Origin of the sequence: Micromonospora sp. WMMC250 (assembly GCF_027460215.1) — a bacterium.
Lineage (GTDB): Bacteria > Actinomycetota > Actinomycetes > Mycobacteriales > Micromonosporaceae > Micromonospora > Micromonospora taraxaci.
In genome coordinates, this window is record NZ_JAPZBJ010000002.1 from 7,417,061 (window position 1) to 7,438,640 (window position 21,580).

Sequence of the window (21,580 nt, forward strand, 5' to 3'; positions counted from 1 at the left end):
GCCGTCGACCGGAGTGAGGGGGCATCGGATTTGGTTGCTATCGTCGGCCGGCGTCGATGAAATCGCTCGGGTTAGTGAGGGTGTGTGGTGAAGCGACGCGGTTGGACGCTGGTGACACGGCTGGGTCGTGGCTGGTGGCGGCAGTTGACCAGTATGCGCACCGCGCTGGTGCTGTTGTTCCTACTTGCTGTGGCGGCGGTGCCGGGTTCGGTGCTGCCGCAGCGCAACCTGGGTGTAGAGAAGGTTGACGCCTATCGCGTCGAGAATCCGGAGTTGAGCCGGTGGTTGGACCGCTTCGGGTTCTTCGATGTGTACTCGTCGCCGTGGTTCGGGGCGATCTACCTGCTGTTGTTCACCTCACTGGTGGGGTGTGTGCTGCCGCGATTGCGTGAGCACGTGGCGGCGATGCGGCGGCGTCCACCGTCCGCGCCGCGCAACTTCGCCCGGTTACCGGTCCACGCGGAGGTCGGCGTCTCGGTGTCCGCCGCGCCCGAGGCTGCTGAGCGGCTGCGGTCGCTGTTGCGGTCACGGCGTTACCGAGTGGCAGTGCGCGCCGGTGACGGCGGCGAAGTGACGGTGGCAGCGGAGAAGGGATACTTGAGGGAAACCGGGAATCTGCTGTTTCACTTCGCGCTTCTAGCGGTGCTGGGCGGGGTAGCGATCGGCTACGGGTGGGGCTGGTACGGCAACCGCATCCTGGTGGCTGGACCGGACACCGGGTTCTGCACGAACCTGCAGCAGTTCGACGAGTACGGCCTGGGGCCCCGACTGCAGCCCGGTGACCTGCCCGCGTACTGCGTGGAACTGGACCGATTCCAGGCGGAGTTCCTCGACAACGGCCAGCCGACGGTGTTCCGCGCGGATGTCAGCTGGTCCACCCCGCAGCGGGAGTGGGGCCGGCATCGCCTGGAGGTGAACACGCCGCTGCGGCTGGACGGGGCGAACCTGTACCTGCTCGGGCATGGGTACGCTCCGGTGCTGCGTTACACCGACCGGCAGGGCCGCTTCCAGACGTCCGTGTCACCGTTCCTGCCGATCGACGAAATGACCACTAGTGAGGGCGCGGCGATCTTTCCCGACGCCAACGCCGACACGCGCTCCGGGAAACGGTCCACCGATGGGCAGGTGGCGTTCTCCGGGGTGTACGTGCCGACCGTCCCCACGTCAGGCCCACCGTCGCTGTCGGCGCATCCGGCGGAGCGGGCGCCAGGGCTGCTGCTGACCGCCTACCGTGGCAACCTCGGCCTGGAGACGGGTGTGCCGCAGTCGGTGTACGAGGTGCCGCGCCGGGCCCTGGACAGCGGTCGGCTCAAGCAACTGCCGGGGCAGGCAAAGATGCTGCGGCCGGGTGAGCGGTGGACCCTGGACGACGGCACGGCCCTGGAGTTCCTCGGCACCCGCCGGTGGATCACGGTGACCGTGCGCCACGATCCGGGTGAGCCCGTCGTGCTGGCCGGCGTGATCGTCATGATGGTGGGCTTGGTAGCGACGTTGTCCGTGCGCCGTCGCAGGGTGTGGTTCCGACTCACTCCGACAGGCGGCCACTGCACCATCACCGCGGGCGGCCTACCCCGCAGCGACTATCCCGGGTTCGCCGCCGAGTTCACCGCGGTGGTGGCCGCTGCGGGCGCGGCGCCCACGGTCGGTCCGCCGTCGCGGCCCGACGGCATCGACGATGAGACGGCCGCCGACCCGGTGTCAGCTTCGGCTGATAATGTCCGCACATGACGATACTGGCGGTGGCGTCGCAGGCAGACGCCCAGGTCGCCGCCCGGCTCTTCCGAGGGCTGGCCGAGCCGACCCGCCTGGCGCTGTTGACCGCGCTGCTCGACGGTGAACGCACGGTCAACGAACTGGTGCGGGCGGTGGGCGGCAAGCAGTCAGGCGTGTCGGGGCATCTGGCGTGCCTGCGCGATTGCGGGTTGGTGGCCAGCCGTCCGGGCCCGGGCCGGTCGGTGCTGTACCGGTTGGCCGCCCCGAGTCTGCAGACCCTGTTGCGCGCAGCCGAGGAGTTGCTGGCCGACAGCGGGCACCCGGTGACGTTGTGCGCCGAGCCGGGCGGCGAGCAGTCGTGAACGTGTCCTCGCGGCGGCTGCCCACGATGGCCGTGCTCGCGGCCTTCGCCCTGTCGGTGGCCGGCTGTGCCGGCGGGCCGCCCGGTGACGGTGGTCAGTCCGGCACTGAGGTGGTGCAGGGAGCGGACGCTGGACGAGTCGCCGCAGGGGCCAGCGTGGTCTACGCGGCGGCCGAGCGCGGTCAAGCGCCGACGTTGGAAGGCGAGGTCCTCGACGGCAGCCGGTTCGACCCGGCGACCCTCGACGGCATGGTCGTCGTGGTCAATTTCTGGGCGTCGTGGTGCGCGCCCTGCCGGGCGGAAGCCGACGAACTCAACAGCGCCTACACCGCGACCAAGGACCTCGGGGTGCGGTTCGTGGGGATCAACATCCGCGACGGACGGGACCAGGCCACAGCGTTCGTTGAGGGCCGGGAACTGTATCCAAGCCTGTTCGACTCGGCCGGGCGCATCGCGTTGGGCTATACCGATGTGTCGCCCAATACCATCCCGGCCACCCTGATCGTCGACCGCGAAAGGCGGGTGGCGGTGGTGCTTCGTAAGGCGGTCACGCAGCGGGAGTTGGAGCCGTTGATCCGCCAAATCGCGGGGGAGCGTCCCAGCGGTGGGTGAAGTCTTCGCCGGGGTGGCCACCTCCGGTCCGCTGCTGCTTGCCCTCGGGGTGGCAGCGCTGGCCGGGCTGGCGAGTTTCTTGTCGCCGTGCGTGCTGCCACTGGTACCCGGCTACGTCTCCTACATCACGGGTATGGCCGGTGATGATCTGGCTCGCCCGGCGAGTGGCGGGCCACCCACAACGACCGCTGTCGCCACTGTGCGGGTTCGGGGCCGGATGCTGGCCGGCACGGTGCTGTTCGTCGCGGGGTTCACCGTCGTGTTCATCCTCACCGCTGTCGCCGTGGCCGGCACGGGACGGCTGCTGCTCGTCCACGCCCGCACCGTCGAGATGGTGGCCGGCGGGCTGACCGTGGTGCTGGGGCTGAGTTTCCTCGGGTTGGTCCCGGTAGGTCAGTACGAGCGGCGGTTGCGGCGCCTGCCCGCGCCCGGGTTGGCTGGGGCGCCGCTGCTCGGCGTGGTGTTCGGTGTGGGCTGGGTGCCGTGCGTCAGTCCCACCCTCGGAGCGGTCCTGGCGTTGGCCGCCGTGGACGCCACCACTGGCCGGGCGGTTGCCCTTGCGTCGGCCTACTGCGTCGGCCTCGGCGCACCGTTCGTCCTGTTTGGGCTCGGCCTGCGCCGGGTGCTGGGCGCCTTGACGGTGGCCCGTCGGCACAGCCGGGCGATCACCCGTGTGGGCGGCCTGCTGCTCGTCGCGGTCGGGGTCGCGTTGATGACCGGTTGGTGGTCGGCGTTCACCATCTGGTTGCGCGCCACGGTGGGCCCAGGGCAGGTGGGCATATGACCGGCGAGGTGGCACGTTCACCCGCCACGCTCGCCACATGGGACGTGTCGGGCGGCTGTCGACGGTGGAGGCGGTGCTCGGGTCTCGCGGCCTGACGGCATCTGACCGACCTGCGGCAAAACGGCGGGCGGCTCGAACCGCCCGCGACGGGGGGCGCGTCCACGCAGCCTATTTCACGAGCAGCAACAGAACGAGGAAAGGTCCGCCATGGCAGTGCTGTCCGACCAGTTGCTCATCGCCACGCTGCTGATCTACCTGGCTGCGATGGTCGGCTACGCCGTCGAACACACCCTTCGCCGTCCCCGCACGGTCGTGCCCGCCGTCAGGCGCGTGCCAGCGATGGCCGCGACGGCCGTCACGCCGGCGGTGGACATCCCGCCGCCTGGCACCGACGGTGATCGCGTGGCGGCCCCGGCTGCATCCGCCGGGCGGCTGCGGTGGGCGGGGTGGTTCGCCGTAGCGGCGACCGGACTGGGCGCGGTCACACACGCGGCGTGCCTGCTCACCCGCGGATTGGCCGCTGAACGGGTGCCGTGGGGCAACATGTACGAGTTTGTTCTCGCGGTCACGCTGGTCGGTATTTTGGCCTGGCTCGGCCTGCTCACCCGCCGTCCTGCGGTCCGCCCCATCGGCCTGTACGTGGCACTGGCCACGGTCACCCTGCTCGGACTGGCCGGCATGCGGTTGTACGCACCAGCCGGACCCCTCGTTCCGGCGCTCAACTCGTACTGGCTGAAGATCCACGTCAGCGCCGCCGCGACTGCCTCGGGGATCTTCCTGCTCGGTTTCATCGCCGCCACGGCGTACCTGATTCGACTGCGCCGCGACCGCGCCGCCGAGGCGGGCCGGATGCCTGGTTTCGTGTCGTCCCTCGGCCGCTATCTGCCCGCCGTGGAGACCCTGGAGCGGGTGACGTTCCAGATGCACGTGCTCGCCTTTCCGATCTGGACCTTCGCCGTCGTCGCCGGAGCGATCTGGGCCGAAGCCGCCTGGGGCCGCTACTGGGGCTGGGACCCCAAGGAAACGTGGGCCTTCATCTCTTGGGTGGCCTACGCCGGCTATCTGCACGCGCGCGCCACCCCCAGCGTTAAGCGCCCGATCGTGGCGTGGCTGGCCGTCCTGGGCTGGGTGACCATGATGTTCAATCTCTTTGCCGTCAACCTCGTCATCGCCGGCCTGCACTCGTACGCCGGCACCAACTGACGGGGTGATCGTGGGCGGCGACTCTGCCAGCGGCAACCGGATGACCGCTGCTATGAGCAAAGCCTCGCCGGATTTGGTGCCCGTAGGGCCAGACGGCGCAGCGCGACCCGGTTGGCGGCGATGGCTCTGGGCGGCCACCGTGGTGTGGGCGCTGTCGCTGCTCGCCGCCGCCATGATCTCGGCGCACCGCAGCCCGCCGACCGTGCGCGAGCAGCGCGACCTTGCGCAGGCAGATGTCGTGGTGGACGGCGCCGTGGGCGAGTTGGCAGCCGCCCCCAGCCCGACGCTAGTCCTCTCGATCGCGGCTGACACGGTCACCGAAGGCTGCCGAGTCAGCCCCCTGCGCGACGGTGCGCTCCTGCAACGCACCCTCGTCCTCGCCGCGCCGGAGCCGCAGGCCGCCGAGGCGCTGCGAACGCTCGCTCGACGCCTGACACCCCGGTATCGGCCCACGATCGGCTCGGGCTCCCCGGGCGGGGCGCGCCGGAACTGCACGCTGACGCCGGTGGCTTCGTCGCTGTTCGGGGGCCCGTTACCGGACAGGGTGAGGTGACCATCACCCTTGGCAGCGGATGCCGACCGGCGGTGCCCCTGGGCGCCTCCGCGGTGCCGGATGAGCGGGACCGCGCCGCCGTGGCGCCGGTTCTGGCGGCGCTCGGCGCCCCACCGGCGCAGCCGACCGTGGCGCAGGCGCCGTGTCCGGGCGGCGGTGCCATCCGCACGGTGGCCGCCCGCAGCCGGGCCGCCGCGCCAGCGTCGCTGGCCGCCGCGCTACGCCCGCTGACCATCGGCGCCTCGGTGATCGTTGATCAGCCTGCCTTCTACGCCTGCCAGCGCGGCTCCACCACCCGCTCCGTGCGCGGGGACGGCGACACGGTCTCCGTTGTGTCCACCACCTCCTGCCCGTAGACGCCGAGCGAGGACATGCCACCCCGCTGATGTGGGCCGGAAAGGCGCGGGCCCAAGGCGGGGGCGGTGGCGGTCAGCGGGCCGGTGCGGCGGGCTGCGGCGGATGGTCACCGTCGGAGCGCCCCAGCGGTGCAGGCGAGGGTTGGCTGTGGCAGGCGCCGGAGCGCTTGAACGGTTCGATGAGCTGGACCCAGTAGCGGTGCGGGTAGTGGGGTTTGGCGGCCATGCCGAGGTCGTCGGTGGTGAAGCGCCGCTGCGGGTCGTAGGAGAAGGTACCGAGGGCATGGTCCCAGAGGAGAGTGAACAGCCCGAAATTGACGTCACCGACGCCGGCCCACTTGAGGTGGTGGAAGCGGTGGCCCTCGTTGAGTGCCAGCAGGTAGGTGAGGGGGCCGACGCGGTAGTCGGCGTTGGAGTGCTGCAGCAGCAGCTGGACCGCGACGGCCAGGGCGAGCGCGGAGGCGACGTTCACGGGTAGCCCAAGGAGGATGAGCGGGGCAACCCCGGCGGTCATCTCGATCGTCTGGTGCAGGGGGTGTTTCATCAGGCCGTTGAGGCCGTACATGCGGCGGACGCTGTGGTGCACGGCGTGAAAACGCCACAGCGCGCCGATGTGATGACTGGCGTAATGGACCAGGGTGATCCCCAGGTCCGCGACGAGGATCGCGCCGAGCACCTGCAGCGCGAACGGCCACCGCGTCGGCCACAGCGCGGCGGTGGGCACGGTGGCCGCCAGCAGCGGGATCGCAGCGACGCTGGCGAGGATGAGTGTCTCGTTGACGATCGCGTGGAGGCGGTCCCGGCCGGCGTCGTCGTGGCCGGTGTTCCAGTCGAGGGTGTAGGGGATGAGCCGCTCGACGGCGAACGACAGCGCGACCGCCGCGGCGAGCAGCACGAGCAGCCACAGCTTGGGCGCGCCCGCCTCGGCGACAGCGATACCTGCGCCGTTGACGCCGAGCAGCATCACCGGCGCGTAGCCGTAGCGCAGCGCCGACGCGACGAAGGGATGGGTGGAGGTGCGGGTCTTCATGAATGTCAGCGTCGCTGCCGCGACGCACGGGAGGCTTGAACGAACTGGCTACCGGTCGGTGAGGAAGTGCACGCCGGTCAGCGTGGACGGGGCGAGGCCGAAGGTGCGGTGGCTGGTGCGGGTCAGGTGGGCGCTGTCGGCGAAACCGGCCGCGTGGGCGGCGGAGGTCAGGGTGGTTCCGGCTGCGACGTGAGCGATGGCGATCTGCAAGCGCCGCCAGCGCACGTAGGCGCGAAACGGCAGTCCCAGTGCTGCGGTGAGGAGATGTGCGAGCCGGTCCGGTGACAGACCGACGGCGGTGGCCACGTCGTCGAGGCGTACGGTCCCGTTGGGCAGTCGGCGTTCGATGTCGGCGACCGCCCGTGCCACGGCGGGATGGGCTGGCGGTGTTGAGCTTCGGTGGTGCCCGCCTGACGGGATGAGAAGGTGCAGCAATCGCGGCAGCATCTTGGCGATCGGGAGATCCGTGAGGGTGCCGGCTGCCCCGGCCAGGTGCGCACCGGCCCTGGCCCACCGTCGAGCGTCTGCGGGGTCGCCGTCGAACCGGCCCGCCAGTTGGCCGGCAACGGTCGACGGGTCGAGGTAGGCCATCACCGCCAGGGCGGTGTTGCCGGTGATGCGATGCCAGGCGTTGGCGGGGATGACCGCAGCCGTCGCGTTCACGGCGCGGTCGGCGGAGTCGGTGAGGTTCACCGGCGTCGTCGCGGCGAGAATCTGTACCGCGTGGTGGGCGTGGGTGCCGGTAGGGCCAAGCATGCCTCGGTAGATGAGGTGCCCGGGTCGCAGTAGCGCCTCGCCCCGCCACGGCTGACGCGGCACCGGACCCGGACGGTCGTCGGGGGTGTGCGCGGACACGGTCACGGAATTACCTCAGGCTGGCCAGAGTCCGGCTAGGCGTCTTACCCAATCGGGGTGGTGGTTTCGCCTGCCGGGGTCACCGTGCCGCCGGGTGCGACGAGCGGCTGGTCGGCGTGTTCGGGTGTGGTGTCCTCGGCCGAGTGGGGCCGGCCGGGGAGCAGCGCCGCGGTGAGGAGAGCGCTGAGGACCGCGATGGCGGCGGTGGTGTATAGGACGATGGTCATGCCGTGCAGGTAGGCCTCCTGTGCGCTGAGGGCCAGGGCGGGCTCGCCGAGGCGGGCGGCGGTGGCGAGGGCTGCGGCGAGGGATTCGCGGGCCACGTCGGCGGCCGGCGCGGGCAGGCCGGTCACGTCCACGCGGTCGGTGTAGCCGTTGGCGAGGAGGCTGCCCAGCAGCGCGACGCCCAGCGCGCCGCCGACCTGGCGCAGGGTCATCGTGATGGCGGTGCCGGCGCCGGCCCGTTCGGGAGGTAGAGCGCCGAGCACGGCGTCCATGGCCGGCGACAGCGCCAAGCCGATGCCCAGGCCGACGGCGGCCATCCAGCCGGCGATGAACCCGTAGCCGGTGTCGACGTCGGTGTTGGCGCCGAGCGCAAGTCCGCCGGCGAGGATGAGCAGCCCGGCGGTGACCGGAAGTCGGTAGCGGGTGCTGGCGGCGAGACGTTCCCCAGCGGGGGCGCCGACGACGAGGCCGCCAATCAGCGGTAGTAGCCGCAGGCCGGTGCCGAACGCGTCGTGCCCTCTCACCAACTGCAGGTACTGGGGCATGACGAACAGCATGCCGAGCAGGCCGAAGGTGACCAGCACGCCAGCGACGCTGGCCCACAGGAACTGGGCACGACCGAACAGCCGCAGCTCGATCATGGGCTCGGCGGTGCGCAACTCAACGGCGACGAAGGCGGCGAGCAGCACCGTGGCCACCGTGAGGCCGCCGAGCACCAGGGGGTCGCTCCAGCCGCGGCCGGGTGCTTCGATGATGCCGTAGACCAGGGCGACCAGCCCGGCGGTGGACAGCAGCGCGCCGGGCAGGTCGGGTCGCGCGGGGCGCGGGTCGCGGTTCTCCGGCATGAGGATCGCGATGGCGAGGATCGCGATGGCGGCCATGGGCAGGTTGATTAGGAAGATCGAGCCCCACCAGAAATTTTCCAGCAGGTAGCCGCCGATCAGCGGGCCGAGCGGGATGCCCAGGCCGGTGCCCAGCACGACCAGGGCGACGGCTTTGCCCCGCTCCCGCGGTGGGAACAGGGCCGGGAGGACGGCGAAGGCGACGGGCATGATCATTGCCCCGCCGAGGCCCATCACGGCGCGGGCTGCGATGAGCACCTCGACGGAGGTGGTCCAGGTCGCCGCTGCGGAGGCGGCGGCGAACAGGGCTAGGCCGACGATGAGCAGGCGTTTGCGGCCGTACCGGTCGCCTAGGGCGCCGCAGGTCAGGATCAGGCCAGCCAACACGAGGATGTAGGCGTTGACGATCCATTGCAGCGCGGAGGTGCCGGCGGACAGGTCGCCAGCCATGGTGGGCAGGGCCACGTTGAGGATGGTGATGTCGAAGCCGAGGGTGAGGGCGGCGAGCACGAGCGCCGCGAGGGCACCCCACCGCCGTGGGTCTGCCGGGTGCGTCATGAGGGTCTCCCTACCTGCACCGCCCGGCGGCCATCGCCGAGGTGAACGAGTCTTCCGGGGTTCGGGCCGCTGCACGGTTTGGCCGACGATGCGGGGTGCCTTATGACACCTGCTGGTGTGGATTGGCAGTAGCATCGTCGGCCCCGGATGTGATCGGGATCAAGCGATCCCGCCCGAGGTGTACGTTATCATCGCCTGATGGCGATTACGCAAGATGCCGCGCGTGAGGCACTAACCCCCGCGGCCGCGCTGTTCCACGGGCTGGCAGATCCGACCCGGTTGGCGATCCTGCGCCGGCTCGCGCTCGGGGAGGCGCGGGTGGTGGATCTGGTCAAGGAGCTGGGCTGGGCGCAGTCCACGGTGTCGGCGCATCTGAGTTGCCTGCGCGAGTGCGGGCTGGTGGATTTCCGGGCGGTGGGGCGGCAGTCGTTCTACTTTCTGACCCGCATGGAGCTGATGGACCTGCTCGCCGCCGCCGAGAACCTCCTCGAGGCAACCGGTGAGCGGGTCGCGTTGTGCCCGACCTATGGCGAGGCTGACCAGTGAACGCCCCACACGCGCCCGCGGGCCTGGGCGCTATGCGACGTCGACGCCGGTGGCTTGCCAGCGCCGCGCTGCTCGCCCTCGCCCTCGATGTGGCGTCGAAGAGCGCTGCGGCCGCGTGGCTGCCCGGCCGACCGGTGGAGCTGCTCGGTGGCCTGCACCTGCGGCTGACCCGCAACCCGGGGGCGGCGTTCTCCATCGGCGCCGACGTCACACCGGTATTCACGATCGTCGCGGTCGCGGTCATCGCCGGCATCGCGTGGTACGCCCGCAACGTCACCCACCGGGGCTGGGCGACCGCCCTCGGTCTGATCGCCGGAGGCGCCGCCGGGAACCTGGTCGACCGGCTGTTCCGCGCCCCCAACGTGGGCCACGGCCACGTGGTCGACTTCCTGTACCTGGACTGGTGGCCCACGTTCAACCTCGCCGACACTGCCCTGGTCTGCGGCGTCGCCGTGGCGGTGCTACTGAGCCTGCGCAACGTGCCGATCACGGCCGCCCCATCCACGGGCGGCGACGCGGTCCACCTTGCCCACACGGCTGGCGGCCGCGATGGGCGCTGAGGTCGAGACCACCGTTTCCGGCCGGGGTGCCGGGGCTCGTATCGCCCTCGCGGTGGCGGTCGCCGCCCCGGCGGTTCTCATGCGGCTCGCCGGGGTGGAGTTGGCGCCGGTGGCGGCGGTGGTGGTGTTCGGCGCCGCCGTGTTGGCCTCGGTGGCGTTGCTGATGTGGGCGTCGGAGGCCGCGCGGGTGGACATCTCCGGCAGCCTCGCGTTGGCAATCCTGGCGCTGGTGGCGATCCTGCCTGAGTATGCGGTAGACATCTACTTCGCCTACACCGCTGGGCACCAGCCCGAGTACGCCGCTTATGCCACGGCGAACATGACCGGCGCGAACCGTCTGTTGATCGGCGTAGCCTGGCCGCTGCTGGTCGTTTTCGCGATCTACGCGGTACGCCGCCGCGGCGCCCGCGGCGACCGCAACGCCGTGACCTTGCAGCCACACCGCCGCACCGAGATCGTTTTTCTCGCCATTGCCACCGTTTACGCCCTGGTCATTCCGCTGACCGGCCGGCTGGCCTGGTACGACTCGCTGGTGCTCGGCGGGCTCTTCGCCGCCTACCTGTGGCGTATCCGCGGCAAGGAGGAAGGCGAGGAAGAACTCGCCGGAGTGGCCGCCGCCGTCGCCGTGCAGCCGGCCAGACGGCGTCGCGGCCTGGTCGCCGCCCTATTTGTCGCAGCCGGGTTGATCATCCTGGTCGCCGCGGAACCCTTCGGCGGTGCCCTGGTCGGCGCGGGCGCCGACCTGGGTATTGACGAGTTCCTGCTCGTGCAGTGGCTGGCCCCGATCGCCTCCGAAGCGCCTGAGGTCATCGTCGCGATCACGTTCGCGCTGCGCGGACGCGCCGACGACGGGATGGGTGCGCTGCTGGCCGCGAAACTCAACCAGTGGACTCTGCTGATCGCCTGCCTGCCGATCGCGTTCTACCTCGGCGGCGGCGAGTTCGCCGGGTTGCCGCTGGACGCCCGGCAGACCGAGGAACTGGTGCTTACCACCGCCCAGACGCTGCTCGGCGTGGCGGTCCTGACCAACCTGCGATTGACCCGCGGTGAAGCCGCCCTGCTGTTCGGCTTGTTCGCCGTGCAGTTCGTGTTGCCCGCACCGAACATCCGGTACGTCATCGCGGTCGCCTACACCGTGCTGGCCATCGTGCTGCTCATCCGGCAGCGCCGCCACGTCCCCGAGCTGATCAAGTCCCTGTAATATCGATCGGAGAACATACCCATGCATTCCGCCCCCCACTGCCGCGCCCTATCTTCGGCAGCCTGCAATTCCCGTCCGTCTCGCCACGAGGCAGGTGCCCGATGAGTGACGCCTGCGGCTGCGGCGACGACAAGCCCAGCACCGACGAAGCCGAGGAGCGTGAGCCGGAGCGGCTCTGGGAGGTCTCCGAACTGCGCGCCGCCGCCGTGGCCGGAGTGCTGCTGCTGGCCGGACTGATCGCCGGCTGGTCCGGCGCCCCGCGGCCGGTCGAGCTCACCCTGCAGGCGCTCGCGCTCGCCGTCGGAGCGTGGACGTTCGTGCCCTCCACACTGCGGCGCCTGGCCCGCGGCAAGATCGGCGTCGGCACGCTCATGACCATCGCCGCGATCGGCGCCGTCCTACTAGGCGAGGTCGGCGAAGCGGCGATGCTCGCGTTCCTCTACTCCATCTCCGAAGGGCTGGAGGAGTACTCCCTCGCGCGGACCCGCCGAGGTCTGCGGGCCCTGCTCGCGCTGGTACCCGCTCAGGCCACCGTGCTGCGCGACGGCGGCGAACACACCGTAGCCCCGGCCGAACTGTGCATCGGCGACATGATGCTGGTGCGACCCGGCGAGCGGATCGCCACCGACGGCATCATCCGCTCAGGCCGCAGCGCCCTGGACGTCTCCGCCATTACCGGCGAGTCCGTACCGGTCGAGGCCGATACCGGCAGCGAGGTCTACGCCGGCTCGATCAACGGCACCGGCGTACTGGAGGTGGAGGTCACCACCACCGCCGAGGACAACTCCCTGGCGCGGATCGTGCGGATTGTCGAGGCCGAACAGGCCCGCAAGGGCGCCAGCCAGCGCCTCGCCGACCGCATCGCGAAACCCCTCGTCCCCGGGGTGATGATCGCCGCCACGCTCATCGCCGTGCTCGGCAGCCTGCTCGGCGACCCCGCCACCTGGATCGAACGGGCCCTGGTCGTCCTGGTCGCCGCGTCGCCGTGTGCGCTGGCGATCTCCGTACCGGTGACCGTGGTCGCCGCGGTCGGCGCCGCCAGCAAACTCGGTGTGCTCGTCAAGGGCGGCGCCGCGCTAGAAACCTTGGGCACCATCCGCGGAGTGGCGCTGGACAAGACGGGCACCCTGACCCGCAACCGGCCCACCATCATCGAGGTCGCCGCGACCGGCGGCGCCAGCCGCGAGCGGGTGCTGGAGTTGGCCGCCGCGCTGGAGGCGCGCAGCGAACACCCCTTGGCTCGGGCGATCCTCGCCGCCGTGGACACGCCGCGGCCGGCCGCCGACGTCGAGGCGATCACCGGCGCCGGCCTGGTCGGTGTCGTCGACGGGCGCACCGTGCGGCTGGGCCGCCCAGGCTGGCTGCACACCGGTGAGCTCGCCGACACCGTCGAGCGCATGCAGCACGCCGGCGCCACCGCCGTGCTCATCGAGGACGACGGCCAGCTCGTCGGCGCGATCGCGGTCCGCGACGAGCTGCGACCGGAGGCGGGTGAGGTCGTCGAGCGGCTGCGCCGCGGCGGCTACCAGGTGTCGATGCTCACCGGGGACAACCACGCCACCGCCGCGGCCCTTGCCGCCCAGGCCGGTATCACCGACGTGCACGCCGACCTGCGCCCGGAGGACAAGGCCCGCATCGTCGAGCAGTTGCGTGCGCAGCGGCCAACGGCAATGGTCGGTGACGGAGTCAACGATGCCCCGGCCCTGGCCACGGCCGACGTCGGCGTGGCCATGGGTGCCATGGGCGCCGACGTCGCTATCGAAACCGCGGACGTGGCGTTGATGGGCGAGGACCTGCGCCACCTGCCCCAGGCCCTCGACCACGCCCGTCGTGCCCGCCGGATCATGCTGCAGAACGTCGGCCTGTCGCTGGCGATCATCGTCGGTCTCATGCCGCTGTCGCTGTTCGGTGTGCTCGGTCTGGCGGCCGTCGTCGCCGTCCATGAGATCGCCGAGGTCGTCATCATCGCCAACGGCGTACGCGCCGGCCGCGCCCACGCCCTACCGGCGTCGGCCACCACTCCGGTGGCGGGAGACACCGCGGCGACAGCGCCGGCGAAGGTCAGCGTCGGGTGACCGGCCGGGACGAGGCGCTGCGCCAGCGGGCGCAGCGCCTCGCCTGGCTCATCATCGGCTGGGACGTCATCGAAGGAACCGTCGCCATCACCGCCGGGTTCGTCGCCGGATCCATCGCCCTGCTCGGCTTCGGCATTGACTCCACCGTCGAGGTCTTCGCCGCCGCCGTCATCATCTGGCAGCTACGCGGCGGGGCCCGTGCCCGCCAAGCATCGGCGCTGCGCCTCATCGCCGGCAGCTTCCTCGCGCTCGCCGGCTACGTCACCTACAAGTCCATCTCGGACTTGATCGGTGGGGAGCGCCCCGATGCTTCCGTCGTCGGCATCGCCCTGAACGTTGTGGCCCTCGCCGTCATGATCCCTGTCGCCGTCGCCCAACGCCGCACCGCCCGAGCGCTGAACAACCAGGCTGTGCTCGCCCAGTCCCAGGAGACGTGGGTGTCGAACTACCTGTCAGTCAGCCTGTTGGCCGGGCTGGGGCTCAATGCCACACTTGGTTGGTGGTGGGCCGACCCGGCCGCCGCACTGGTGGTCGCCGGCCTAGCCGCGAAAGCGGGGATCGACGCGTGGCGCGAATCTCGCGAATACCAGCGAGAGCGGCGATGCTCGGCGTTCGGGCAACATCTCCTGGTTGTCCATCAGGTGCCCCGCGTTGCGCGGGCCCTAGTCACCCACGTGGCCTTTCGACGCTCGCTCCCCGCCGTCGCGCTGTTCCCGATTCCTCGGCTGGCGCCCCGATTGGCCGGCTGCCTACCCCAGCCACCGGACGGTCTCGTGAAGCGCGACGTGCCGGGGCTGTCGTTGCCATGGGGCTGACCTGAGGCGCCCCTGGCGGGCGGCACTAGCGTCACGGGCTGTCGCTTAGCTGAGCGGAATGACAGGGCGATACTTGCCGCCGGGGGACTGTTGTGGTCGCTCCTCAGCGCGCTCGAGGGTGACATGCCGGAGGTTGTGTTCGGTGAGGAGACCAATGAGTTGCCTCTGCACCGCCTCCCACACAACCTCAGGGTCCGCGCCGGCCGCAGACTGTAGGCGGACGCGCAGGGTTGCTGGTTCGGTTTGCACGATCTGAGACAGTTCGACGTGTCGGATGCGGTCCAGCAGGGTGGCGAAGGCCAGCGGGGGGATCGTGACACGCCTGCCATCGTCGGTGGGAAAGGTGAACAGGTCGGCCGTGCGGCCCTGCACACGGATCGCCGGCAGCGTGTTGCCGCATGGACACGGGTCGGGCCGCTGCAGGACGCTGTCGCCCAGGTCGTAGCGCAGGATGGGCTGCACCCTGTTGGCCAGGTTGCTGATCAGCACGGTGTGCGACCGCTCGCCCGGCGGAGTGGGCCGGCCGTCGGCGTCGACGGGCTCGCAGATGACCCAGTCACTGTTGATGTGCAGCCAGCCTTGCTCGCAGCTGTAGCTGAGGAACGGGCATTCCGTCGCGGCATAGCTCTGCCGGACCTTACTGTGCAGCGCCTGGGCGATCCGCTCGTACTCCCGCGGTGGAAGTCCTTCAGCCGAGAGCACCACGAGCACCGGGTTGATGTGCAGGCCGCCGGCGTCCTGCTCGCCGGCCAGCAGCGCACCGATGCTGGCATAGGGGGCGAGGACGAGCGGGCGGAAACGGTTTAGGCTTGCCACCATCTCTGGCAGGGGCGTCTCCACCGGGATGACCGCAACCCTGTCGCCGCGCCGCCGACGTAGGCGGGCCGCGGCGACAGTGGAGGCGAAGTGGCCGCCCGTCGCGGTCACCATCGCCATGCGACCGCCGCCGGCGACGATCCTGAGGACGTCTCTGGCGTTGAGCCAGGCGGTCATCATGCGGACGGCCAAGGCGGCGGCTACGGCGAGGCTGCGGGCATCGACGAGGAAGATGCCCCGGGTGCCTGTGGTTCCCGAGGTCGTGGCGAGCGTGTACCTGCCCAGGAAACGCTGACCAACCTGGCCAGGGTCATTGACAAACGCGAGGCACTTTTCGAGTGTTACCTCCCGGTCGGTGGACCACCCGTCGAAGCGTGCCATCAGTTCCTGCTTGCTGCTCACGGGTAGCAGCGTGGGATCTTCGACCCGCGCCGGAAGATTCCGGTAGAGCTGGTGGTAGTACGGCGACCCGGCACGCGCGACGGCCACCATCTGTGCGAGGCGATCCCGTTGCCGCGGCCGCACTGCATCCGGGCCCTGCCGCCGGGCCCTGCGAGTGTCGCGCAGCAGCCCGACCATATCCTTGCCCATCCACTACTCCTTCCCTGCGGCACGCCGCCCCCATCACGTCTACGGCCTGCGCGTGGGGGTGGGATGGCCGCGCGGATCACGGACAGCGGGGCGAGGTGGCCGATGACTCACGGACCAGCCGGGGCTGTCGCCGCCAGCTGATCTTGGATCGAGGCTGGCGACCGGTACCGTCCTCGGGACGTCTTGTTTGTGGTGCCATCGGGTATCGAGAACGTCCGGTCGTTACTTGGCATTCTCCGCTGACGGCATGCTGGCTCGTGGCCGATGCGGACGGCGTGGTCTTATCGGGTGAACGCCTCAACCTCCACAGGCCCGTCCGCGCTCGCTGACCTTTCGGGCGTTCGAATCTGCATCTGACGGCATTAGCGCTGGTTGCGTCGCCCTGTAGGGCGTGCTGGCCGCGCCGGTTGCGCCGGTATCTCCCAGGGGTTGAGCCGAATGGCGAGTAATGGCCTCGGTTGCGGCCTGGTGGTCGACCTCACCGATGACCGTTGGGGGCCTAGTGGCGGAGGTAGTACCCCCGGGGGTATGTTGGTTACGGGAGGTGTGCAATGAAGCTTCGACCCGAGATGACCAGCGAGGCGTTGACCCGGCTCAAGCGAGCGCGGGGGCAGTTGAATGCGGTTATCGAGATGATGGAGAGCGGGGAGGACTGCCGGGAGGCGCTGACCCAGCTCGCCGCCGTGTCGAAGGCCATTGATCGGGCGGGTTACAAAATCATCGCCTCGGGGATGCGGCATTGCAACGCGGCCCGTGATCGCGGCGAGGCGCCGGAGATGACCGAGGAGGAGCTGGAGAAGCTCTTCTTGGCCCTCGCCTAGTCCACAGCTGAGAGCGTCCGCTCAGTCGCCGGACATCGGTGGCGTGAGTGGGTGAATCATGCGCTCGAACAAGGGCAGAAGTCTGTCCCTCGGATACCCCGGGGGGTATGTGAGCATGAAGGGAGAAGCAGTGGCAATTGAGGTGACTGTCATCGCGACGTCGTCGCTCGGCGACCGCAGCTACCTGGCCTCCGACGGGCAGGCGGGGATCGTGATTGACCCGCAGCGCGACATCGATCGTGTCCTCTACCTCGCGGGTGAGAGGGGCGTGCGGATCACCCACGTGGTGGAGACGCACATTCACAACGACTACGTCTCCGGGGGGCTGGAACTTGCCCGTATCACAGGCGCCCGCTACCTGGTGGCGGCGGCCGACGAGGTCGGCTTCGATCGAATGCCGGTAGCAGACGGTGATGAAATTTCCGTGTCGGACAGCCTGCGCCTGCGGGTGGTCGGCACGCCTGGGCACACCTTCCACCACCTGTCGTACGTGCTGGACGAGGCCACCATCAACGACTGGCAGCCGGTCGGCGTCTTCACCGGCGGCTCCCTGCTGTTCGGCACCACCGGCCGTACCGACCTGCTCGGCCAGCAGCACGCCCAGGAGTTGGCCCACCGCCAGCACGCATCGGCCCGGCGCCTGGCCGACCTGCTGCCCGACGGGGCGCAGGTGTGGCCGACCCACGGGTTCGGGAGTTTCTGCTCCGCGAGCCAGGCCGACGCACCCGAGTCGACCGTTGGGCGGGAGAAGCAGGCCAACCCCGTGCTGCGGCTCGCCGCGGACCAATTCGTCACCGAGGCCCTCGCCGGACTAGACGCTTACCCGGCCTACTACACGCACATGGGAGTGACCAACTCCGCCGGGCCCACGCCGGTTGACCTCAGCCCGGTGACCAGAGCGGACGCCGCCGAGCTGCGGGATCGGATCGCCGCCGGGCAATGGGTGGTCGATCTGCGCCACCGCAAGGCCTATGCGGCCTCGCACCTCGCTGGCACGGTCAGCCTCGGCCTCGACGGGCCGATGTCGACCTGGCTGGGCTGGCTCATCGACTGGGGGACGCCGATCACGCTGCTCGCCGAAACCCCGCAGCAGGTCGCCGGCGCCCAGCGGGAACTGGTGCGCATCGGCATCGACCGGCCCGCGGCCCAGAGCGCCGGCCAGCCCGAGCAGTGGGCTTCCGACCCGGACGAGCTGCGCACGCTGACCGTCGCCGACTTTCCGTCACTGGCCGCCGCCCAGGCCGGGCACACACCCGAGCGCCTGCCGGCACCCGACGTGCTGCTGGACGTGCGAATGACCAACGAGTGGAAGGCGGGTCACATCGACGGGGCGGTGCACGTCCCGTTGCCGGACCTGCCCAAGCGCTTGGCTGATGTGCCCGAGGGCGTGGTGTGGGTGCACTGCGGCTCCGGCTACCGGGCCACCGCCGCCGCGTCGCTGCTCGTCAAGGCCGGTCGCCATGTCGTGCTGATCGACGACATGTTCGGCCGGGCCGTCCAGGCCGGCCTGACCATGGCACCCGCCTGACCTGCCGGGCGCCCCGACACCCGCACTTTCCCACACGGTGACCGCCGCAACCTGCCCGGTCACCTGACTGACCTGCCCGTCCGCAGGCAGGACCGACACCGAACGAGGACAGACATGACCGACTCCCCGACCCCTGCGACGCTCGACGCGGCGACCTTGCGCGAGCTGATCGACTCCGGCCGGGCACCGCGGGTGCTGGACGTCCGCACCCCGGCCGAGTTCGAGACCGCCCACATCCCCGGCTCCTACAACGTGCCCTTGGACCTGCTCAAGGAACACCGCGCCGAACTGCGTGACCACCTCGACGAGGACGTGGTGCTGGTCTGTCGTTCCGGCGTTCGCGCCACCCACGCCGAGCAGGCTCTCGCCCAGGCCGGGCTGTCGGACCTCAAGGTGCTCACCGGGGGGATCGTCGCCTGGCAGGGCGCGGGCGCGCCCGTGAATCGGGGCCGGCCGCGTTGGGAACTAGAGCGGCAGGTCCGCCTTGCCGCGGGATCGATCGTGCTCCTCAGCATCCTCGCCTCGCTCGTTGTGCCCGGCGCGAAGTGGGTGGCCGGGTTCATCGGTGCTGGGCTGACGTTCGCCGCCATCACCAACACGTGCGCGATGGGCATCCTCCTGAGCAAGCTGCCTTATAACCGCGGCGCCAGCTGTGACATCGACAGCGTCGTCGGGCAGCTGCGCCGCGGTACCCCGACGGCGAGCCGGTCGTGACCGGTCTCGTCCTGACCATCGCCGGGGCCGTGCTCATCGGGGTCACTCTCGGCCTGCTCGGCGGCGGCGGGTCGATCCTCGCCGTGCCGCTGCTGGTCTACGTCGCCGACCTGCCCGCCAAGGAGGCCATCGCCACGTCGCTGCTGGTCGTTGGCGTGACAAGCGCCGTCGCCGTGCTGCCACACGCCCGCGCGAACCGCGTGCGCTGGCGCACCGGGCTGATCTTCGGCGCCGCCGGGATGACCGGCGCGTACGCCGGCGGCCGGCTTGCAACGTTCGTCCCCGCCGGAGTGCTGCTGACCGGGTTCGCGCTGGTGATGCTAGCCACTGCTGTCGCGATGATCCGCAGCCGACGGGACGTTGGGGGCAGGCCCGTACCCCGAGAGCTGCCGGTGGCGCGAGTCGTCGTCGACGGTGTCGTCGTAGGCCTGGTCACCGGCCTGATCGGGGCCGGCGGTGGATTCCTCGTCGTCCCCGCCCTGGCGCTGCTCGGCGGACTGCCTATGCCGATCGCGGTCGGCACCTCCCTGGTCGTCATCGCGATGAAGTCCTTCGCCGGACTGGCGGGCTATCTATCGAGCGTCAGTATCGACTGGGGGCTGGCCGCCGCAGTCACCGCCGCCGCCGTCGTCGGCAGTCTGGCAGGCGGACGACTCGCCGGCCGGATCCCCGCCGACGCGCTGCGCAAGGCCTTCGGCTGGTTCGTGATGGTGATGGGCGTGTTCGTGCTCGCCCAGCAACTCCCGGTGGACCTGCGGACGAATCCGCTGCTGTGGGCACCCGCCGGCGCGGCCGGCGTCGTGGCTGCGGCCGCGACGCTCCTATGTCGTGGCTGGCGGAAGCGGCACAGCGAGTCTCGGGTGCTCGCTGGCGCCGAGCGATGACGGTGGCTCCCGGTTAAGACGCGGCGAAGGGGTAACGCGGCTTATCGAGGCAGCCCTTCTGGCGTGGCTGGAAGTGAGTGTCTGCATGAGGTCCTGATCGCCGAGCTGCCTGCTCCGCCGCCCTGCGAGCGCGGCACGCGCTGCCCGTTCCACCGCAGATGTTCGACGAACAGGGCCCGCTCGTGGTCGTCTGCCAGCCGGACCCGTAGTCATGACTTGCAGTCTGAAGTAGGCACTGCCGTCGGGTCGGTCGTCACCGTTTGATCTCGCCGTGGTTCGGCCTCGGGAACGTGTGCTGCTAGGCGTGAGGGACGGCTAGTCGCCTGTCGCGGCGGTGGCGGACGGCCTGGTGAGGGTGCTGCCCGTGTTGACGCAGGCGAATCGGTCAAGCGGCAGTGGCTGCCACCCGCCGAGCAGCCGTCTGGATCTTCTCTGGAGGGAATTGCTGAGCCTGGCGTTGGGTTGGCCCACCAAGTACTGACCGAGGCTGGTGTTGGGCGAGTTGGAAGCTGGCCACAAACGGTCAACTGGGACGCGAGGAGCGTTGCGGTTATTTCAAGCCGGGCGTGACCTGCCAGAGCAGGAACGTGTTGAGCGCGATGACCAGCGCCGCGGTGGCCATCGCCAATCGACTGGCACGTATGGATGGCTGACGGGTGCGTCAGCGGCGGCGTGCTGAGGCGATGAACAGCGGGATCGCGAGAAACAGCCTGCCTTCTTGCGCTCGTCGAGCCTGATCGGCGGTCCACGCCCCGTGCTGCTCGCGGGTGATCGCTCCGGTCGCGTGCGCGGCGTCGGCAAACCCGTTGAGCAGCGGCAGCATCATCGCGTCGGTGAACACACCGGTGTGCACCTCAACCGCGGTATCGACAAAGCCAACCTCCAGCATCAGGTTGCGGTAACGGCGAGCCACCCGAGGGTTCGTGACCATGTCGGCGCGGGCATGCACGATCGTTCGGGTCAGCGCCGGGTCATCCGCGTCAATGACGAAGGTATCCCAGTCCTGTCCCGTCAGGACGATACGGCCGCCTGGCGTGAGGACCCGCCGCGCGTCGGCGAGCGCCCTGGCCGGGTCAGCCAGGTTGTGGAAGACCTTGTCCGCCCGGTACCCGGCCACAGCGGCGTCCGGCACCGGCAGCGCGCACGCGTCGCCGATGCGGAAGTCGACCTCGGACCAGCGCCGCCGGGCCAACGCGATCATGTTCTCACTGAGGTCCACACCGATGGGCCGCGCACCTCGTTCGCCGAGTTCGGCAACCGCACGGCCAGTACCGCATCCGACGTCAACGACCGCAGCGTCCGTTGGCAGTGCGAGCAGATCGAAGGTGCGGGCACGCAGCGCAGCGGCACCGGGCAGTGCGTCGGCGACGTCGAGCAGCCGGATCATCGATGCGATGTCGGTCTGCCGGGCGGGATGAGGGCTCGTTGACATGCGCACCACGCTGCTACTTAATGTCGACGTGACGTCAACCGCCAATCCTGGCTCGATGAGCATCGGCGAGACCGCTCGCCGCTTCGGTCTCGCCCCGCATGTGTTGCGCCACTGGGAGTCCGTAGGGCTGTTATCACCGTCGCGTGCGGTGGCCGGCCGTCGCCGCTACGGCCCGGACCACCTTTACCAGATCGCGGTCATCCTGCGCGCGAAGGAGGCCGGGATCGCCCTAGACGACATCCGGCAGATGTTCGTCGCGCAAAACCCAACCCAGCGCACAGCAACCCTGCGGCGGCACCGGGCCGAGCTGGCCAAGCGCATCGCGCAGGCCCAGGCATCGCTGGAACTGATCGACTGCGCACTCGCCTGCGAGCACGACGACATCACCGGATGCCCGCACTTTCAGGCGATGGTGGCCGAACGCTTCGGCCTCGACCCGCCCGTGTAAGGCCTCATCTAGCCGTAGCGCTGGTGCAGTTGGATGCGGAAGGAGAGTCGAGGCTCG

Annotated in this window: 22 protein-coding genes; 17 read left to right on the forward strand and 5 right to left on the reverse strand. The window is 70.2% G+C overall.

Annotated features, from left to right (window positions below; all coding sequences use genetic code 11):
• Window positions 1-153: 153 nt before the first annotated feature.
• The 7 genes from O3438_RS33770 (at window position 154) to O3438_RS33800 (ending at window position 5,582) form a co-directional block, all read left to right on the forward strand.
• Entirely contained in the window at window positions 154-1,728 is a 1,575-nt protein-coding gene (locus tag O3438_RS33770) for a cytochrome c biogenesis protein ResB (RefSeq protein WP_442929754.1), read from the forward strand.
• Window positions 1,725-2,075, forward strand: coding sequence for an ArsR/SmtB family transcription factor (locus O3438_RS33775; protein ID WP_269683504.1), 351 nt, complete (start codon window positions 1,725-1,727; stop codon window positions 2,073-2,075). Before O3438_RS33770 ends, O3438_RS33775 begins: the two co-directional genes overlap by 4 nt.
• 26 nt (window positions 2,076-2,101) lie before the next feature.
• On the forward strand, window positions 2,102-2,686 hold the full coding sequence (locus O3438_RS33780) for a TlpA family protein disulfide reductase (RefSeq protein WP_269683505.1): 585 nt from the start codon (window positions 2,102-2,104) through the stop codon (window positions 2,684-2,686).
• Window positions 2,679-3,470, forward strand: coding sequence for a cytochrome c biogenesis CcdA family protein (locus O3438_RS33785; protein ID WP_269683506.1), 792 nt, complete (start codon window positions 2,679-2,681; stop codon window positions 3,468-3,470). Before O3438_RS33780 ends, O3438_RS33785 begins: the two co-directional genes overlap by 8 nt.
• Window positions 3,471-3,677: 207 nt before the next feature.
• Window positions 3,678-4,673, forward strand: coding sequence for a c-type cytochrome biogenesis protein CcsB (gene ccsB, locus O3438_RS33790; RefSeq protein ID WP_269683507.1), 996 nt, complete (start codon window positions 3,678-3,680; stop codon window positions 4,671-4,673).
• Between the two features lie 139 nt (window positions 4,674-4,812).
• Window positions 4,813-5,226: a hypothetical protein gene (locus O3438_RS33795; RefSeq protein ID WP_269683508.1), complete on the forward strand. Its 414-nt coding sequence runs from the start codon at window positions 4,813-4,815 to the stop codon at window positions 5,224-5,226.
• On the forward strand, window positions 5,223-5,582 hold the full coding sequence (locus tag O3438_RS33800; RefSeq protein ID WP_269683509.1) for a hypothetical protein: 360 nt from the start codon (window positions 5,223-5,225) through the stop codon (window positions 5,580-5,582). The genes O3438_RS33795 and O3438_RS33800 overlap by 4 nt, the downstream gene beginning before the upstream one ends.
• 73 nt (window positions 5,583-5,655) lie before the next feature.
• On the opposite strand, the gene O3438_RS33805 is transcribed toward O3438_RS33800, so the two are convergent.
• From O3438_RS33805 to O3438_RS33815, 3 genes are read right to left on the reverse strand one after another with little or no spacing between them, the layout of a single operon-like run.
• Window positions 5,656-6,612 (reverse strand): sterol desaturase family protein, encoded by a 957-nt coding sequence (locus O3438_RS33805; protein WP_269683510.1) that lies wholly within the window; start codon window positions 6,610-6,612, stop codon window positions 5,656-5,658.
• A 48-nt stretch (window positions 6,613-6,660) separates the two neighbouring features.
• Window positions 6,661-7,473: an AraC family transcriptional regulator gene (locus tag O3438_RS33810; protein ID WP_269683511.1), complete on the reverse strand. Its 813-nt coding sequence runs from the start codon at window positions 7,471-7,473 to the stop codon at window positions 6,661-6,663.
• 38 nt (window positions 7,474-7,511) lie between these two features.
• Window positions 7,512-9,092 (reverse strand): MFS transporter, encoded by a 1,581-nt coding sequence (locus tag O3438_RS33815; RefSeq protein WP_269683512.1) that lies wholly within the window; start codon window positions 9,090-9,092, stop codon window positions 7,512-7,514.
• A 198-nt stretch (window positions 9,093-9,290) separates the two neighbouring features.
• Between O3438_RS33815 and O3438_RS33820 the strand changes: the two genes are divergently transcribed.
• The 5 genes from O3438_RS33820 (at window position 9,291) to O3438_RS33840 (ending at window position 14,289) form a co-directional block, all read left to right on the forward strand.
• Entirely contained in the window at window positions 9,291-9,638 is a 348-nt protein-coding gene (locus tag O3438_RS33820) for an ArsR/SmtB family transcription factor (protein ID WP_269683513.1), read from the forward strand.
• 32 nt (window positions 9,639-9,670) lie between these two features.
• Window positions 9,671-10,198: a signal peptidase II gene (lspA, locus tag O3438_RS33825; RefSeq protein ID WP_269683514.1), complete on the forward strand. Its 528-nt coding sequence runs from the start codon at window positions 9,671-9,673 to the stop codon at window positions 10,196-10,198.
• 109 nt (window positions 10,199-10,307) lie between these two features.
• Complete coding sequence (locus tag O3438_RS33830) at window positions 10,308-11,399, forward strand: sodium:proton exchanger (RefSeq protein ID WP_269683515.1); 1,092 nt, start codon at window positions 10,308-10,310, stop codon at window positions 11,397-11,399.
• A gap of 101 nt (window positions 11,400-11,500) precedes the next feature.
• Window positions 11,501-13,474, forward strand: a complete 1,974-nt coding sequence (locus O3438_RS33835; protein WP_269683516.1) for a heavy metal translocating P-type ATPase — start codon at window positions 11,501-11,503, stop codon at window positions 13,472-13,474.
• A complete protein-coding gene (locus O3438_RS33840; RefSeq protein WP_269683517.1) occupies window positions 13,471-14,289 on the forward strand; it encodes a cation diffusion facilitator family transporter in 819 nt (272 codons plus the stop codon). The genes O3438_RS33835 and O3438_RS33840 overlap by 4 nt, the downstream gene beginning before the upstream one ends.
• A gap of 45 nt (window positions 14,290-14,334) precedes the next feature.
• Here O3438_RS33840 and O3438_RS33845 read toward each other — a convergent pair whose 3' ends face one another.
• Window positions 14,335-15,696 carry a phenylacetate--CoA ligase family protein gene (locus O3438_RS33845; RefSeq protein WP_269683518.1) on the reverse strand — a complete coding sequence of 454 codons (1,362 nt, stop codon included), beginning with the start codon at window positions 15,694-15,696 and terminating at the stop codon, window positions 14,335-14,337.
• Window positions 15,697-16,247: 551 nt separating this feature from the next.
• Between O3438_RS33845 and O3438_RS33850 the strand changes: the two genes are divergently transcribed.
• The 4 genes from O3438_RS33850 to O3438_RS33865 all read left to right on the forward strand — a co-directional run bounded on the left by O3438_RS33850 (window position 16,248) and on the right by O3438_RS33865 (window position 19,643).
• A complete protein-coding gene (locus O3438_RS33850; protein WP_269683519.1) occupies window positions 16,248-16,517 on the forward strand; it encodes a metal-sensitive transcriptional regulator in 270 nt (89 codons plus the stop codon).
• Between the two features lie 130 nt (window positions 16,518-16,647).
• Window positions 16,648-18,045, forward strand: a complete 1,398-nt coding sequence (locus O3438_RS33855; RefSeq protein WP_269683520.1) for an MBL fold metallo-hydrolase — start codon at window positions 16,648-16,650, stop codon at window positions 18,043-18,045.
• A 114-nt stretch (window positions 18,046-18,159) separates the two neighbouring features.
• Complete coding sequence (locus O3438_RS33860; protein ID WP_269683521.1) at window positions 18,160-18,759, forward strand: rhodanese-like domain-containing protein; 600 nt, start codon at window positions 18,160-18,162, stop codon at window positions 18,757-18,759.
• The gene (locus O3438_RS33865) at window positions 18,756-19,643 is read left to right on the forward strand and encodes a sulfite exporter TauE/SafE family protein (RefSeq protein ID WP_269683522.1); all 888 of its coding nucleotides are present in this window, start codon (window positions 18,756-18,758) and stop codon (window positions 19,641-19,643) included. The genes O3438_RS33860 and O3438_RS33865 overlap by 4 nt, the downstream gene beginning before the upstream one ends.
• 661 nt (window positions 19,644-20,304) lie before the next feature.
• Here O3438_RS33865 and O3438_RS33870 read toward each other — a convergent pair.
• Complete coding sequence (locus tag O3438_RS33870; protein WP_269683523.1) at window positions 20,305-21,075, reverse strand: methyltransferase domain-containing protein; 771 nt, start codon at window positions 21,073-21,075, stop codon at window positions 20,305-20,307.
• Between O3438_RS33870 and O3438_RS33875 the strand changes: the two genes are divergently transcribed.
• On the forward strand, window positions 21,074-21,523 hold the full coding sequence (locus O3438_RS33875) for a helix-turn-helix domain-containing protein (protein ID WP_269683524.1): 450 nt from the start codon (window positions 21,074-21,076) through the stop codon (window positions 21,521-21,523). The genes O3438_RS33870 and O3438_RS33875 overlap by 2 nt on opposite strands.
• The last annotated feature ends 57 nt before the right edge of the window (window positions 21,524-21,580 follow it).

What these genes read in the sequence shown, in the direction of transcription:
- O3438_RS33775 (WP_269683504.1), top strand. Translation starts at nt 1,725, where the DNA reads ATGACGATACTGGCGGTGGCGTCGCAGGCAGACGCCCAGGTCGCCGCC.
- O3438_RS33845 (WP_269683518.1), bottom strand. Translation starts at nt 15,696, where the DNA reads ATGGGCAAGGATATGGTCGGGCTGCTGCGCGACACTCGCAGGGCCCGG.
- lspA (WP_269683514.1), top strand. Translation starts at nt 9,671, where the DNA reads ATGCGACGTCGACGCCGGTGGCTTGCCAGCGCCGCGCTGCTCGCCCTC.
- O3438_RS33780 (WP_269683505.1), top strand. Translation starts at nt 2,102, where the DNA reads ATGGCCGTGCTCGCGGCCTTCGCCCTGTCGGTGGCCGGCTGTGCCGGC.
- O3438_RS33820 (WP_269683513.1), top strand. Translation starts at nt 9,291, where the DNA reads ATGGCGATTACGCAAGATGCCGCGCGTGAGGCACTAACCCCCGCGGCC.
- O3438_RS33770 (WP_442929754.1), top strand. Translation starts at nt 154, where the DNA reads ATGCGCACCGCGCTGGTGCTGTTGTTCCTACTTGCTGTGGCGGCGGTG.
- O3438_RS33870 (WP_269683523.1), bottom strand. Translation starts at nt 21,075, where the DNA reads ATGTCAACGAGCCCTCATCCCGCCCGGCAGACCGACATCGCATCGATG.
- O3438_RS33860 (WP_269683521.1), top strand. Translation starts at nt 18,160, where the DNA reads ATGACCGACTCCCCGACCCCTGCGACGCTCGACGCGGCGACCTTGCGC.
- O3438_RS33815 (WP_269683512.1), bottom strand. Translation starts at nt 9,092, where the DNA reads ATGACGCACCCGGCAGACCCACGGCGGTGGGGTGCCCTCGCGGCGCTC.
- ccsB (WP_269683507.1), top strand. Translation starts at nt 3,678, where the DNA reads ATGGCAGTGCTGTCCGACCAGTTGCTCATCGCCACGCTGCTGATCTAC.
- O3438_RS33805 (WP_269683510.1), bottom strand. Translation starts at nt 6,612, where the DNA reads ATGAAGACCCGCACCTCCACCCATCCCTTCGTCGCGTCGGCGCTGCGC.
- O3438_RS33875 (WP_269683524.1), top strand. Translation starts at nt 21,074, where the DNA reads ATGCGCACCACGCTGCTACTTAATGTCGACGTGACGTCAACCGCCAAT.
- O3438_RS33835 (WP_269683516.1), top strand. Translation starts at nt 11,501, where the DNA reads ATGAGTGACGCCTGCGGCTGCGGCGACGACAAGCCCAGCACCGACGAA.
- O3438_RS33850 (WP_269683519.1), top strand. Translation starts at nt 16,248, where the DNA reads ATGAAGCTTCGACCCGAGATGACCAGCGAGGCGTTGACCCGGCTCAAG.